Origin of the sequence: Mesorhizobium sp. Primo-A, from assembly GCF_003997175.1 — a bacterium.
GTDB classification, from domain to species: domain Bacteria; phylum Pseudomonadota; class Alphaproteobacteria; order Rhizobiales; family Rhizobiaceae; genus Mesorhizobium; species Mesorhizobium ciceri.
In genome coordinates, this window is sequence record NZ_RZTG01000009.1 from 259,983 (window position 1) to 273,960 (window position 13,978).

11 protein-coding genes are annotated in these 13,978 nt (G+C 65.2%); 2 read left to right on the top strand and 9 right to left on the bottom strand.

The window, feature by feature from the left end:
* From EOC83_RS18650 to EOC83_RS18690, 9 genes are all read right to left on the bottom strand, one after another.
* Nucleotides 1–759, bottom strand: coding sequence for an ABC transporter ATP-binding protein (locus tag EOC83_RS18650; protein WP_063168597.1), 759 nt, complete (start codon nt 757–759; stop codon nt 1–3).
* Nucleotides 759–1,562 carry an ABC transporter permease gene (locus EOC83_RS18655; RefSeq protein ID WP_082826501.1) on the bottom strand — a complete coding sequence of 268 codons (804 nt, stop codon included), beginning with the start codon at nt 1,560–1,562 and terminating at the stop codon, nt 759–761. The genes EOC83_RS18650 and EOC83_RS18655 overlap by 1 nt, the downstream gene beginning before the upstream one ends.
* Entirely contained in the window at nt 1,559–2,689 is a 1,131-nt protein-coding gene (locus tag EOC83_RS18660; RefSeq protein WP_027160785.1) for an ROK family transcriptional regulator, read from the bottom strand. The genes EOC83_RS18655 and EOC83_RS18660 overlap by 4 nt, the downstream gene beginning before the upstream one ends.
* A 224-nt stretch (nt 2,690–2,913) precedes the next feature.
* Nucleotides 2,914–3,999, bottom strand: a complete 1,086-nt coding sequence (locus EOC83_RS18665) for a histidine kinase dimerization/phosphoacceptor domain -containing protein (RefSeq protein ID WP_063168598.1) — start codon at nt 3,997–3,999, stop codon at nt 2,914–2,916.
* A 143-nt stretch (nt 4,000–4,142) separates the two neighbouring features.
* Nucleotides 4,143–5,633 (bottom strand): efflux transporter outer membrane subunit, encoded by a 1,491-nt coding sequence (locus EOC83_RS18670; RefSeq protein ID WP_063168599.1) that lies wholly within the window; start codon nt 5,631–5,633, stop codon nt 4,143–4,145.
* A gap of 12 nt (nt 5,634–5,645) precedes the next feature.
* Nucleotides 5,646–8,789, bottom strand: a complete 3,144-nt coding sequence (locus EOC83_RS18675; RefSeq protein ID WP_063168600.1) for an efflux RND transporter permease subunit — start codon at nt 8,787–8,789, stop codon at nt 5,646–5,648.
* Nucleotides 8,790–8,792: 3 nt separating this feature from the next.
* Nucleotides 8,793–10,064 (bottom strand): efflux RND transporter periplasmic adaptor subunit, encoded by a 1,272-nt coding sequence (locus EOC83_RS18680; RefSeq protein ID WP_063168601.1) that lies wholly within the window; start codon nt 10,062–10,064, stop codon nt 8,793–8,795.
* A 245-nt stretch (nt 10,065–10,309) separates the two neighbouring features.
* Nucleotides 10,310–10,516 (bottom strand): hypothetical protein, encoded by a 207-nt coding sequence (locus EOC83_RS18685; protein WP_013530681.1) that lies wholly within the window; start codon nt 10,514–10,516, stop codon nt 10,310–10,312.
* Between the two features lie 161 nt (nt 10,517–10,677).
* On the bottom strand, nt 10,678–11,358 hold the full coding sequence (locus EOC83_RS18690) for a hypothetical protein (RefSeq protein WP_063168602.1): 681 nt from the start codon (nt 11,356–11,358) through the stop codon (nt 10,678–10,680).
* A gap of 239 nt (nt 11,359–11,597) precedes the next feature.
* On the opposite strand from EOC83_RS18690, the gene EOC83_RS18695 reads away from it, so the two are divergent.
* On the top strand, nt 11,598–12,326 hold the full coding sequence (locus EOC83_RS18695; RefSeq protein WP_013530679.1) for a response regulator: 729 nt from the start codon (nt 11,598–11,600) through the stop codon (nt 12,324–12,326).
* Entirely contained in the window at nt 12,323–13,564 is a 1,242-nt protein-coding gene (locus EOC83_RS18700; RefSeq protein ID WP_063168603.1) for an ATP-binding protein, read from the top strand. The genes EOC83_RS18695 and EOC83_RS18700 overlap by 4 nt, the downstream gene beginning before the upstream one ends.
* The last annotated feature ends 414 nt before the right edge of the window (nt 13,565–13,978 follow it).

The window sequence follows — 13,978 nt, forward strand, 5'->3', positions numbered from 1 at the left end:
TTACTGGTGGTAAACGGCTTGCCAGACGCGGTTGCGGATGCTCATGAACTCCGCCGAAAGCCGGATTTCCTCGGTTCTTGGGTAAGGCAGGCCGACGTCGATGATCTCCTGCAGCCTGCCGGGCCGCGCCGCCATGACGATGACGCGGTTGGCGAGGTAGACCGCCTCGTCGACATCGTGGGTGATGAACATCACGGTGCGCCGCTCCCGGCTCCAGGTGTCGAGCAACTGGTCCTGGAGCTGCACGCGGGTCAGTGCGTCGAGCGCCCCGAAGGGCTCGTCCATCAAAAGGATCGAGGGATCGACCGCATAGGCCCGGGCGATCGCGCAACGCTGCTTCATGCCGCCCGAAAGCGTCTTCGGCAGCGCGTCGGCGAAGTCGCCAAGGCCGACGAGATCGATGAAACGCTCGGCGATCTGCCGGCGGCGCGAAGCTTCCTCGCCCTTGATGCGCAGCCCGAACTCGACGTTCTGGCGTACGGTGAGCCAGGGAAACAGCGCGTATTGCTGGAAGATCATGCCGCGCTCCGGACCCGGCCCCTCGACCGCCTTGCCATCGACCAGCACGGTGCCCTCGCTCGGCTTCAGCAGGCCGGCCGCGATGTTGAGCGCGGTCGACTTACCGCAGCCGGACGGACCGACGACGGTGACGAATTCGCCGTCGGCGATGTCGAGCGACAGCCGGTCAAGCGCGACGAAGGCATTGTCCTTGAGGTCGAACCGGCGCGTGACCTTGTCGAAGACGATCTTGGGCGGCATCACACGCGCTCCTGCCAGACGGTCAGCCGGCGCTCGATCACCAAAAGGATGCGATCCATGGCAAGGCCGAGAAGGCCGATGGTGATCAGGCTGACGAAGATGGTCGGCAGGTCGTAGTAGAGTTGCGCCTGCTGCATGCGGAAACCGAGGCCGGTCTGCGCGGCGATCAGTTCGGCGGCCACCAGCGTCGCCCAGGCCGAGCCGAGGCCGATGCGCACGCCGACCAGGATGAACGGCGTCGATGCGGGAATGATGACGCGCAGGAAGATGGTCATGTCCTTGGCGCCGAGCACGCGCGCGGCGTTGATCATCGTCTTGTCGACGCTGATGACGCCCTGATAGGTGGCGACGACGCCGGCCAGGAAGGAGGCCAGGAAGATGACGAAGATCTTCGGCGTCTCGTCGATGCCCATCGTTACGATCGCCAGCGGAATGATGGCCAGCGGCGGGATCATGCGGAAGAACTGCAGATACGGCTCGATAAGCGAGCGCGCGACCTTGTACCAGCCCATGACGAAGCCGACCGGGATCGCCAGGATGACGCCGAGGAGAAAGCCGGTCATCACCCGAGCAAGGCTCGACATGATGTCGGTGGCGAGCTGCCCGTTTGCGATCAGATCGATAAACCTGGACGCAACCTGTGGCGGTGGCGGCAGGCCCACCGCGCCGCCCGCCGTCAACACCCACCAGATGGCGATGCCGGCGACGAGACCGCAGAGATTGAGCGCGAGACCGCGATAGTCGATACCCCGATCCTCGTTCGAGCCGCCGCCGGAGCGTGTCGTCTTCGACGCTTCGCTCATCGCGACACCCCCGAATAGAAAAAATGGTCGAGCGCCGCCGCAGCAGCACCGATGGCGCCGGCACCAGGACCGAGGCTCGACCGCTCGACCCGCAGCACGTCGCGCATCGGCGGCAGGACGCGTGGCGGAACGCCCCGCCTTATATGATCGATGAAGCTTTCCGGGGCTTCGGCCAGGTGACCGCCAAAGACGATCAGATCGGGATTGAGCAAATTGGTCGCCGTCGCTATGGCCGTCGTCAGATGCCGGAGCGCCGCGTTCCAGACGTCGGGATATTTCTCCACCGCGGCCAGCAGGCGCCTGGGATGAGGCGTGTCGATATGGGCGGCGCGGGCCAGCGCGCGTTCGGACAGGAATGTCTCCAGGCAGCCCACATTGCCGCAGGCGCAACGCTCGCCATCCTCGACCACCTGGACATGGCCGAGCTCGACGGCCCCGTAGCCGCCGGGACGGAACGGCATGCCGTTGATCACCAGGCCGGCGCCGAGGCCGGTGCGCAGATAGATGTAGAGCAGCGCGGTCGTGTCGCGCCCGATGCCGTAGCGCGATTCCGCCAGCGCCATCGCGCTGACATTGTGCTCGACCACCACCGGCATGCGCAGCGCCGTTTCGAGCTCGTCGGCGAACGGCACGTCCTTCCAGTCGTAATTGACCGACTGCAGGTTGCGGCGGCGCTTGGTGTCCACCGGTCCCGGCACGCCGAGCCCCAGGCCGATCAGGCGCGAACGGTCGACGCCGGTCTTCTTGATCAATTGCTCGACGATCCGCACCACCATGCCGATCACCGCGGCGGGTTCGCTGGTGGCGGTGTCGAAATGCTGCGAGGCCATGGCTTTCGAGGCGGCCCTGAGGTCGGTGATGGTCGCGTCGATCGTTCCCGCGCCAATGTGCACGCCAACCACGGACAGGGCGTCGGGCACCAGCGCGACGCCGATCGCCGGCCGGCCGACGGGTGCATCGCCGGCAGTGGCCTGGTTGAGCTCGACCACGGTGCCTTCCCGCAGGAGATGGGCCGTCAGATGGGTCAGGGCGGTGGGTGACAGCGAGGTGCGCCGCGCCAGTTCGGCGCGCGACTGCGGACCGTCGTCGCGCAGGATTCGCAGGATCGCTCCGTGGTGCGCGCCCATTCTTCCTCCCTATTATTTTCTAATGTTAATAAATTAATTAAGCCTGTCAAGCACGGCAAAGCGCGGCTTGCGACTGGCATCGATGCACCTGGCTTTCACCCTACCCTGCCGCTGGAGTAGGGGCATTGACGCGAAGGGAGATAGCGGGGAAGGCAAGGCCGTCATGAGTAGGTCGAAGATCAGCCAAGCGGAGACGGCCACCTATGCCGCTTGGCTCCCGCGCGCTAAGGGGCGGTGGCAGCCGAGCGCTTGAACAGGATGGTCACCCGCGTGCCCTCGCCGGCGCTCGACGTCACGTCGAACTCCGCCTTGGCATTCTCGGTCAGCGAGCGGGCGATCAGCGCGCCGAGTTTGCCGCGCTTGGGCCAGCTCTCGCCGTCCGGCAGGCCAATGCCGTCATCGGCGATCACGATGCGGCAGCCATCGCCGTCAACGATGCTGTGCAGCGTGATCGTGCCGCCGTCACGTCCCTGGAAGGCATGTTTGAGCGCATTGGTCAAAAGTTCGTTCACCACCAGCCCGGTCGGCATGGCGACATTGATCGACACCGGATAGGTGTCGACCTTCATGTCGAGGCGGATGCCCTCGACCGCATGCGAGTTCATGACCGCCGACGCGATCTGGCTGAGATAGACACCAAGATCGACCTCATCCTTGCCATCGTCCCCCGACAGCGTCTGGTAGAGGATCGCCAGCGCATCGACGCGCCCCGCCAGCCTCTCGAAACGCTTCTGGTCCGGTTCGGCCGCGTTGCGCGTCTCCATCCGGATCAGCGCGGTGATCATCTGCAGATTGTTCTTCACCCGGTGCTGCAGTTCGCGCAGCAGCGTGTCCTTCTCACGGATGCGCTCGTCGATCGATCGCGCATCTTCGGTTTCGCCATGGGCCGAAACGTCGACCAGCGCCACCAGCCGGAAGCAGGCCTTGCCATTGTCGTCCTCGATGACGTTGGAATAGACGTCGACGATAGTCGGTTGGCCTTCCTTCCGCTCCAGCCGGAACGTGCCGATGAAATCAGTGTCCTCGACCACGGCCTCGAACAGCGGCCGGTCCTTCTGCTTGTGCAGGCCGGTGCCGGAAAGCGCCGCCCAGTGTTGGCGAGCGAGCATCGCCGCCTTGAGGCCGGACAGTTTCTCGAATTCCGGATTGGCATAGACGACACGCTCCTTCGAACCCAGGTCCGAGACGGCAATGGCGATCGGCACCTGGTCGAGGAACTTCTTGAACTGTTCGCTTTCGAGCGCGCTGGCAAGGTCCGGCGTTTCGAGCAGCTGCCCGACCGCTTCGGCCTTCTGTGTATCGGATGTCATCTGCGGCGCCTGTGCTGTGTGGGCACCATCAATAACAGCGATGCGATCACCCCGCCATCGCCAAACATGGAGTCCGCATTTTCACGCCCCGCATCGGCGATGGCGGCGTGTCTGCCGAATTGACGCCGCTGCCTGAGAGTGCCTCAGGAGGCCGGCTTCGACGCCAGCCGTGGACCGGTCTTGACGTCGACGATCTCCGGCTTGGCGCTGTCGACCGCGCCATCCCAGCCGCCGCCGAGCGCCTTGTTGAGGGCGATGTAGTTGGTCGCCAGCAGGACGCGGCTTTGCAGCAGCGAGTCCTCGGCCGAATAGAGCGAGCGCTGGGCGTCGAGCACGTCGAGGAGGCTTGTCTCGCCGGCCTTGTAGAGCGTGCCTTCGAGACTTGCCGCCTCGCCATAGGACTTCGCGGACGAGGCGAGCTTGCCGATCCGGATGCGCTCCTGCGACAACAGCACCAGCGCGTTCTCGACATCCTCGAGCGCCGTCAGCACCGAAGACCGGTAAGCGATGAAATACTGATCGCGTTGCGCCTTGGCGACCTCGACGGCCGCCTGCAATTGGCCGGCATTGAACAGCGGCACACTCAGCGTCGGCCCGAACGACCAGCCGATCGACGAATTCTTGCCGAGATCGCCAAGCTTCAGCGCCGCCGTGCTGATGTCTCCCGTCAGGCTGACCGAGGGATAGCGGGCGGCTTCGGCCTGGCCGATCTTGGCGGTATATTGCGCATATTGGCGCTCCGCCATGCGCAAATCGGGCCGCGATAGCAGGAGGTCGGCGGGAATTCCGGTGGGCATCGGCAGGCGCGGTGCAGGAATGGGCGCGACCCGCTTCAGCCGCTCGTTGAGCGAGGCAGGCGGCCGGCCGGCCAACACCGCGAGACGATGCACGGCCTGCGCATAACTTGCCTCCAGCGTCGGAACGGCGGCTTCGGTGCTCGCTGCCTGACCCATTGCCTTGGCGACATCGGCGGCGGTCGCCGTGCCCGCCTGCGCCATGGTGCGGGTAAGTTCGGCGGTCTGTCTTTGCGACGCGGCCGAACGACGGGCGAGCGCGATGCGGGCCTGGTAGCCGCGCGCCTGGGTATAATAGGAAGCGACATCGCCGACCAGGGTGAGAAGCGTCGAGCGCAGTTCCTCCTGCGAGGCGTTCAGCCCGTAGTGCGCGGCCTCTACGCCCCTCCGGTTGGCGCCGAACAGGTCGAGCTCCCAGCTTGCATCGAAGCCGGCCTGGTACTCGCTGTAGGTGGCGTCAGAGCCTGATGTGGTCTCGGCCGACTTGTTGCGGGAGGCCGAGCCGGAGCCGTCGGCCGAAGGCAGCAATGTGCCGGCACTCTGGCGATAGCTGGCGCGCGCCTCGCGGATTTTTGCCTTGGCGGTGGCGACATCGAGATTGCCGGCAACCGCTTCCTCGACAAGCGTGTTCAGCTCGGGATCGCGTAGCCGCTGCCACCATTTTGACAGTCGTGCCGGCTGGGCAGGCTTTGTCGGCTTCTGGCCGCTCCAATTCGCCGGCATTGCCAGTATCGGTGTCTGATAATCCGGACCGACGACGCATCCCGCGAGCAGGACAGCGGTGAGCATAGGCGCAAGAAGCCGCCTCGCGGCCACCGAGCCACGTTCCAAACCTGTCATGTGAAGTTTTCCTTATTGCTGGGTGGCCGTCACCGGCGTCTCGCCCGTATCTGGTTTGGCCGCCCTGCCCTTGAAGATGCGCCGCACCGTGACGAACAATAGCGGCACCAGGAAGACGCCGATCACCGTCGCCGCGATCATGCCCCCCATCACGCCGATGCCGACCGAGTTCTGCGCGCCCGAGCCCGCACCGCTGGCGATCGCCAGCGGCAACACACCGAGGATAAAGGCCAGCGACGTCATCAGGATCGGCCGCAGCCGTTGTCGCGCCGCCTCCAGCGTCGCCTCGACCAGCCCCATCCCGGCGGCCTGCCGCTCGATGGCGAACTCGACGATGAGGATGGCGTTCTTGGCGGCGAGACCGATCGTGGTCAAAAGGCCGACCTTGAAATAAACGTCGTTGGACTGGCCGAACAGGCTGGCCGCCAGCAGCGCGCCGAAGATGCCGATCGGCACCGACAGCATGACCGCGAACGGGATCGACCAGCTCTCATAAAGTGCGGCCAGGCACAGGAACACGACCAGCGCCGAGATCGCATAGAGCGACAGCGCCTGGTTGCCGGAAAGCTTCTCCTGGTGCGACAGCCCGGTCCACTCGTGCGAATAGCCGGCGGGCAGTTGCGCGACGAGCTTGTCGATCTCGTCCATGGCGGCACCCGAGCTGACGCCCGTGGCCGCCGCGCCCTGGATCTCGACCGCCGCCGACCCATTGTAGCGCTCCAGCCTGGGCGAGCCGAATGTCCAGTGGCTGGAGGCAAAGGCCGAGAACGGCACCATGTCGCCGCTGGCGTTGCGGACCTGCCATTTGTCCAAATCTTCCGGCTGCATGCGGAAGTTCGGGTCCGACTGCAGATAGACCGGTTTCACCCGCCCGCGATCGATGAAGTCGTTGACGTAATCGCTGCCCCAGGCGGTCGAAAGCGTGTTGTTGATGTCGGCCAGGCTGACGCCAAGCGCGCTGGCCTTCTCCTGGTCGATGTCGACCGAGAATTGCGGCTGGTCTTCCTGGCCGTTGGGCCTTGTGTTGGCGAGCACCTTGCTCTGCCCGGCCAGGGCCAGAAGCTGGTTGCGCGTCTGGATCAGCGCGTCATGGCCGGCGCCGTTGACGTCCTGCAGGTAGAAGTCGAAGCCGTTGGTGTTGCCGAAGCCCTGGATGGCGGGAGGCGCGAGCGCGAAGACCTGCGCGTCCCTGATCTTCGAAAACGCGCCCATCGCACGGCCGGCGATGGCCTGCGCGGCGGAAGCCGGCGATTTGCGCAGGTCGAAATCCTTCAGCCGCACGAAAGCGATGCCGACATTCTGCCCTGCGCCGCCGAAGCCGAAGCCGGAGGCGGTGAACACCCCGTCGACGGCGTCCTTCTCCTGGTTGAGATAATGGTCGGTCACTTCTGCCAGCACGCGCTCCGTGCGATCCTGCGTCGCGCCGACGGGCAGCTGCACGCTGGTGATCAGGATGCCCTGGTCCTCTTCCGGCAGGAACGAGCTCGGCAGCCGGGCAAACATCCAGCCCACGGCAACGACGATGGCCAGGAACACGACGAGGAAGCGCCAGGATCGGTTGATGATGCCGTGCGAGCCGTCGCGGTAGGCAAGCGTGCCGCGATCGAAGACACGGTTGAACCAGCCGAACGGGCCGGTCTGCGTCGCATGGTCCTTGGGCGGCCGCAGGATGGTGGCGCAAAGTGCGGGCGTCAGCACAAGGGCGACCAGCACGGACAGCACCATCGCCGAGACGATGGTCACCGAGAATTGCCGGTAGATGATGCCGGTCGAGCCGCCGAAGAAAGCCATCGGCACGAACACGGCCGAAAGCACCGTGGCGATGCCGATCAGCGCGCCGGTGATTTCGTGCATCGACTTGCGCGTCGCCTCCTTCGGCGACAGGCCTTCCTCCTGCATCACGCGTTCGACATTCTCGACGACGACGATGGCGTCGTCGACCAAGAGGCCGATGGCCAGCACCATGGCGAACATGGTCAGTGTGTTGACGGAATAGCCGAACAGCGACAGCACGCCGAACGTGCCGAGCAGCACCACCGGCACGGCGATCGTCGGGATGATGGTGGCGCGCAAATTCTGCAGGAAGATGAACATCACCAGGAACACCAGCACGATTGCTTCGGCCAGCGTCTTGACCACCTCCTCGATCGACAGCCGCACGAAAGGCGAGGTGTCGTAGGGATAGACGACCTCGACCCCTTGCGGGAAGGTCGAGCTCAGCCGGGCGATCGTCGAACGCACCGCTTCGGCGGTGTTGATGGCGTTGGCGCCGGTCGCCAAATTGACGGCGACGCCGGCCGCCGGCTTGCCATTGTAATTGGCCTGCGTCGTATAGCTTTCGGCGCCGAGCTCGACGGTGGCGACATCGTTGAGGCGGACCAGAGAGCCATCGGTCTGGCTCTTCAGGATGATGTTGCGGAACTGTTCGGCGGTCTGCAGCCGGCTCTTGGCCGTCACCGTGGCATTGAGCTGCTGGCCCTTGCGCGCCGGCAGGCCGCCGAGCTGGCCGGCCGAAACCTGCGTGTTCTGTGCCTCGATGGCGGTCGCCACATCGCTCGGCATCAGGGCATATTTGGCGAGCTGGTCCGGATCGAGCCAGATGCGCATGGCATAGCCGGAGCCGAACAGCTGCGTCGAGCCGACGCCTTCGACGCGCTTCAGCGTGTCGTTGACGGTGGCGTCGACATAGTCGGCGAGATCGGTCGAGTTCATCTTGGCGTCGGTCGAGACGAAGCCGATGACCATCAGGAAGCCGGTCGAGGATTTGGAGACGGTGATGCCGTTGCTCTGCACCACCTGCGGCAGCTGCGACTGCACCAGCTGCAGCTTGTTTTGCGTCTGCACCTGGGCGGTATCGGGATCGGCCGCTGTGGTGAAGGTCAGCGTGATCGAGGCCGAACCGGTCGAGGTCGACGTCGCCGTCATGTAGTCGAGATTGTCGATACCGGTCATGCCTTGCTCGATGACCTTGGTCACCGAGTTCTCGACCGTCTGCGCGTCGGCGCCCGGATAGGTGGCGCTGATGTTGACTGTCGTCGGCGCAATCTGCGGATATTGCGAGATCGGCAGCGAGGTGAGCGCCAGGAGGCCGCCCAGCATGATCACGATGGCGATCACCCAGGCGAAGATCGGCCGGTTGATGAAGAATAGTGACATCGCTCAGTTCCCGGTCGCGGCGGCAGGCGCCGGTTTCGCCGCATTGGACGCGGCCGGTGCGGCGGACGTGCTCTGCCCGCGGTCCTTGACCTCGCCGGTCGTCTCGTCGATCGTCACTTCGACACCCGTCGCATCGCCGCCGGGGCGCACCAGTTGCATGCCCTCGACGATGACGCGGTCGCCGTCGCCGACACCCGAATCCACCAGCCAGTTGTTGCCGACGCTGTTGCGCACGGCGAGCACGCGCGTCTCGACCTTGCCCTGCGCATTGATGACCATGGCGGTGGCCTCGCCCTTGGTGTTGCGGCTGACGGCACGCTGCGGCACCAGGAAACTGTTCTGGGCAACGCCCTCCTCGACCAGTGCCCGCACATACATGCCGGGCAGAAGCAGGCGGTCGGGATTGGGGAACTCGGCCCTGAGCGCAAAGGTGCCGGTGGTCTGGTCGACATTGGCGCCGGCGAATTCCAGCTTGCCGGTCTGCGTGTAGATGGTGCCGTTCTCGAGCTTCAGCTTCACGCTGACATTGGGCCCGCTGAACTTCAGCCGCCCTTCCGAGATCGCCTGGCGCAGATTGAGCAGGTTGGTGCTCGACTGCGTGACGTCGACATTGATCGGATCGAGGGCACGGATGGTGGTCAGCACCGTGTCCTGGTTCGCGGTCACCAGCGCGCCCGGCGTCAGCGTGGACTTGTCGATGCGCCCGGCGATCGGTGCCGTGATGGAGGTCCGGTCGAGGCTGATGCGCGCCGTCTCGGCACTGGCCTTGGCCGAGGCGACATCGGCTTGCGCCTGCGCCAGCGTGGCGGCGGCATCGTCATAATCCTGTTTGGAAACAACGTTCTGCTTCAACAGGCCGGCATAACGGTCGAACTTGGCCTGCGCCGTAGGCACCGCCGCTTCCGCCTTCTGCTGTGCGGCGACCGCGCTATCGTAGGACGCCTTGTAGCTCGCCGGATCGATGAGGTAGAGCGGCTGTCCAGCCGCCACCTCGCTGCCCTCCTTGAACAGGCGCTGCTGGATAATGCCGTTCACCTGCGGGCGCACTTCGGCAACCAGCGAGGCCGCCGTGCGTCCCGACAGTTCGGCGGTGATCGCCACCGATTGCGGATGCAGGGTGACGACGCCGACTTCCGGTTTGCCGGGCGCGCCCATGCCTGCGGGGGCGCTGCTCTCCTGCGAGCAGGCCGCCAGCAGAAAGGCGGATGCGAACATCGCGGTCCAGGGCGCCAGACGGCGTGCCGGCTGCAAAGACGGGCTAGGCTGGATAGACATGGACTGAATGATCTTTCGCTGGAGTTGCGGGCGCGGGCAATCGACCGCTTGGTCGAGGCATGCCGGCCGATATCTTGATGGTGGGCCGCGCCGGTCTGCGGGCGGCGACGAGCAATGCTTCGAAGCGGCTCATGTCGCGCTCCTTCTCGGCGGCCGGAGCTGCTCGAAGGTCGAGTAGCCGGCCGCGATGCCCACCAACATCATTATGCCGATCAGCGAGGACATGCCAAGCGCCTTGCCGGAATTCACGCGATCTTGCGGTCATCATGCCCATGGTTGTCGAGCGGCTGCGACAGCGGGAGCGACAACCGCCAGCCGGCGAAACTCAGGCGGATCGCGCCCTTCAGCGTGTCGGCCGGCGGGGCCAGCGGCATGCCTCGCCCGACAGGACCGAACGAGAGCCTCGGGCTGGCGGACGCGAGCAGCCGCAGCATGATCATGGCTTCCCACATTGTCGTGCTTCCATTGCAGGGTTCGAATTGGGCATGGTTCCGAATTGGCGCGATTCGAACTGGGCGTGATTGAAACGAGGATGGCGGAGATACGCCCGCCATCCCCGGAGAACCGGCCGACCCGAGAACGGGTTGGGTACCGGGCCGGCCGGTGCAGTCGGTCAGAGTTGCTCGTCGTTCCCGGGCTGGGGCGGGAGCTGCCTGCCATCGTTGGGCAGGCCTCTGGGGCCGGCTGCATCGTTCGGCGGACCGCCCCAGGGACCGGGGGGTGATCCATGGGCACGTTCCGCCGAAGCGAGGAGTTCGAGTTGTTCGGGCGTCAGCTTGGCGCGCAGTTCAGAGATCGCCTCCTTCAGTCTGCCGGCCGAAACCGCGCGGGCGGTAACGTCGTCGGCCAGCTTTTCCTGGAAGGCGAAGGGATCGGGCTTGCCGCCCGGGCCTGCTGCGTCGGGGTCCTTCGCTTCAGCACCAACGGGCCGCCCGCGGTCAGGCCGAGGCTGCGAAAGCACCGCCTGCAGCGCGCTGGTGTAGTCGCGCCAGGCGTCGAGCTGTTCGGTGCGGATGCCGACGCGGGTCTCCAGCGCGGCGAGCCGGGCGGCCAGCATGAATTCCGGCGGCGGACCCATGCGGCGGGGGCCAAAGCCTTGCGGGCCGAAACCCTGCGAACCAGGTCGCATCGGTCCATGCGGGCCGGGTCCATTCCGGCCGTGGCCTGCCCCATCCTGCATGGCCATGACAGGGGGCGGCTCACCGGGTCCGGCGCCGGGGTCGGGCTGCGCCGCCAGCGCGGGGTGAATTGCGGCGACGGAAAACAGGCCGAGCGCAAGAAGTCTGCTTGGCATAAAGATGTTCCTTTCTCTCATGCTTCGGACGGTTCAGAGGATAGGAAGCGTCTTTGTCCGCTTCGCGTCGGCGTGTTGCCGAAGGTTTCCGCAAAAGGGCAATTTGTTTCCGAATGTTTCCCATGGCCCGCCGGAAACGTTCGGTTGCAATTTTCCACGCCGCTCGGGCGCGGCTCTCCTATAATCGCGGCAAGCCCCTGCAATCACGGGTCCCAATATTCATCGGCAACGGCACGGTCATGCAGTCACAACCCCATATCCTCGTCGTCGACGACGACCGCGAGATCAGGACGCTTCTCCAGCGTTACCTCGACAGCCAGGGCTTTCGCGTCACGGCGGCGGCGGACCGGCGCGAATGCGAGCAACGGCTTGGCTCCGGCCAATTCGACCTGATCGTGCTCGACGTGATGCTGCCGGACGGCTCGGGGCTCGATATCTGCCGCGGTTTGCGCGACCGCAAGCCGCACACCCCGATCATCCTGCTGACCGCGCTGAAGGAAGATGTCGACCGCATCATCGGCCTGGAACTCGGCGCCGACGACTATCTCGGCAAGCCGTTCAACCCGCGTGAGCTCATTGCCCGCATCCGCGCGGTGCTCAGGCGCTCGACGCCCGAGGAGGCGCCCGCGCCGCCGCGCGCGCGCATCTACCGCTTTGCCAGCTATAGGCTGGAACCGGAGACCCGCAAGGTGACGGATGCGCGAGGCGTGGCCGTCGACCTCACCGGCGCCGAGTTCGATCTTTTGCAGGTGTTTCTCGACCGTCCCGGCCGGCTTTTGTCGCGCGACCAGCTTCTCGACCTGACGCAGGGCCGCGAACGCGATCCGCTGGAACGCTCGGTCGATGTGCTGGTGAGCCGGCTGCGCCGCAAATTTTCCGACACCGGCGACGGGCCGCTGTTCAAGACCGTGCGCAATGGCGGCTACCAGCTCACGGCGCGTGTCGAGACCGTGGAGAGCCACGCGTGAATTCGCTGCGCCGCCGTCTCATCCTGCTGTTGGTCGCCTCGATCGTCGGCGTCGTCGGCCTGGCGACGGCCGCCGTCATCAGCGTGCGCGGCGGCGGACCGCCGCCGGAACTGACCGTGCCGTGGATTGCCCAACAGATGGAAATGGTGGTGCGGCTCTTGCCGGGGCCGATCCCCGACGTCCTGCGGGTTCAATTCGCCGACCATCCAGCGGGCGGCAAGGTGGCTCGTGCGGAAACGGCGATGCTCAACGACATCCTGCACCGCCGTGGCCTCGACTTTCCCGCGGTCGTCAACGAGAAGCCGGACGAACCCGGCCAGATCGCATCGATGCACCTGCCCGACAGCCGATGGGCGATCATTGAGGTGCCGCACCTCAAGCCGCCGCGGCGAGAATGGCTGGTTCTGGCCGGCTGGATCTCGCTGATCGTCGCCGGCGCCACGGCGGTATCGGTCTATTTCACCTCGGTGCTGATCCGACCGCTCGAAATGCTGGAGGCCGCCGTCTCCAAGATCGGATCGGACGGCGTGCTGGCGGCGGTGCCGGAAGTGGGTTCGGCCGAGGTCAAGGCCACCGCGCATGCGCTGAACCAGCTCTCGTCGCGGCTGCGGACCGCCATGGAAAGCCGCATGCGGCTGGTCGCGGCTGCCGGCCATGATCTGCGCACGCCGATGACGCGCATGCGGCTGCGCGCCGAATTCCTGGACGACGAACGCGACAAATGGCTTCACGACCTCGACGAACTCGATCGCATCGCCGACAGCGCCATCCGCCTGGTGCGCGAAGAGGTCAACCAGGACGCCGTCGAAGCGGTGGACCTGGCAAAGACGGTGCGCGATATCGAAGCCGAGATGGTGTCGCTCGGCCATGCCGTCTCGATCGGGCACCTGGAAAAGGTTTGCGTGCGCGCCGGCGCGCTCGGCCTGCGCCGCGCCTTGCGCAACCTGATCGTCAACGCCGCCACCCATGGCAAGGCGTGCCGCATCGACCTGGCCGCGACCGACAATCGCGCCGTGCTGACCATATCGGACCATGGGCCGGGCATCCCCCCGGAACTCCTGAACAAGGCGTTCGAGCCCTTTTTCCGCGTCGACCCCGGCCGCCTGCAATCGATCCCCGGAGCTGGTCTTGGCCTCGCCATCGCCAAGGAAATCATCGAGCGCTACGGAGGCACGGTAACACTGGAAAACCGCCGGGGCGGCGGGCTGGAGCAGACGGTGGTGTTCGACGCGGTGTGAGGGTTGGCGGTCAGCCGAGTAATGGGCGTTGCGCGTGGCAACGACGAAAAACAGAGACGATGCTGCACCGCGCAAAGCTAATGGTTCCAAATCATTTCTTCACGGAGCCAGGGCCGGATCCATATAGACAAAATATAGATTACGGAATTTCCTGTGGTCTAACAAAGAACTAGGCTCTTAAGCCACGAGCTCGCAAATCAACCGAGGCGGGAACATCGGCAAAATTTAAACCACAGCGTTTAAGTTCTGAGAAAAATCGCCAGAATTGACGAGAAACGCTCGGTTTTCTCAATTTTTTAGCACTTGCTCACATAAGTATTTCAGCTGGGTAGATTTTTTGTGTTGCGCCGCACAATGCCGTAGCCGAACGATCTCCTGGGGGACTCGTTTGCGACTGGATATGCGCCGTGGAGG

Coding starts and splice junctions, on each gene's coding strand:
- EOC83_RS18650 (WP_063168597.1), bottom strand. CDS start 759: ATGCCGCCCAAGATCGTCTTCGACAAGGTCACGCGCCGGTTCGACCTC.
- EOC83_RS18655 (WP_082826501.1), bottom strand. CDS start 1,562: ATGAGCGAAGCGTCGAAGACGACACGCTCCGGCGGCGGCTCGAACGAG.
- EOC83_RS18660 (WP_027160785.1), bottom strand. CDS start 2,689: ATGGGCGCGCACCACGGAGCGATCCTGCGAATCCTGCGCGACGACGGT.
- EOC83_RS18665 (WP_063168598.1), bottom strand. CDS start 3,999: ATGACATCCGATACACAGAAGGCCGAAGCGGTCGGGCAGCTGCTCGAA.
- EOC83_RS18670 (WP_063168599.1), bottom strand. CDS start 5,633: ATGACAGGTTTGGAACGTGGCTCGGTGGCCGCGAGGCGGCTTCTTGCG.
- EOC83_RS18675 (WP_063168600.1), bottom strand. CDS start 8,789: ATGTCACTATTCTTCATCAACCGGCCGATCTTCGCCTGGGTGATCGCC.
- EOC83_RS18680 (WP_063168601.1), bottom strand. CDS start 10,064: ATGTCTATCCAGCCTAGCCCGTCTTTGCAGCCGGCACGCCGTCTGGCG.
- EOC83_RS18685 (WP_013530681.1), bottom strand. CDS start 10,516: ATGTGGGAAGCCATGATCATGCTGCGGCTGCTCGCGTCCGCCAGCCCG.
- EOC83_RS18690 (WP_063168602.1), bottom strand. CDS start 11,358: ATGCCAAGCAGACTTCTTGCGCTCGGCCTGTTTTCCGTCGCCGCAATT.
- EOC83_RS18695 (WP_013530679.1), top strand. CDS start 11,598: ATGCAGTCACAACCCCATATCCTCGTCGTCGACGACGACCGCGAGATC.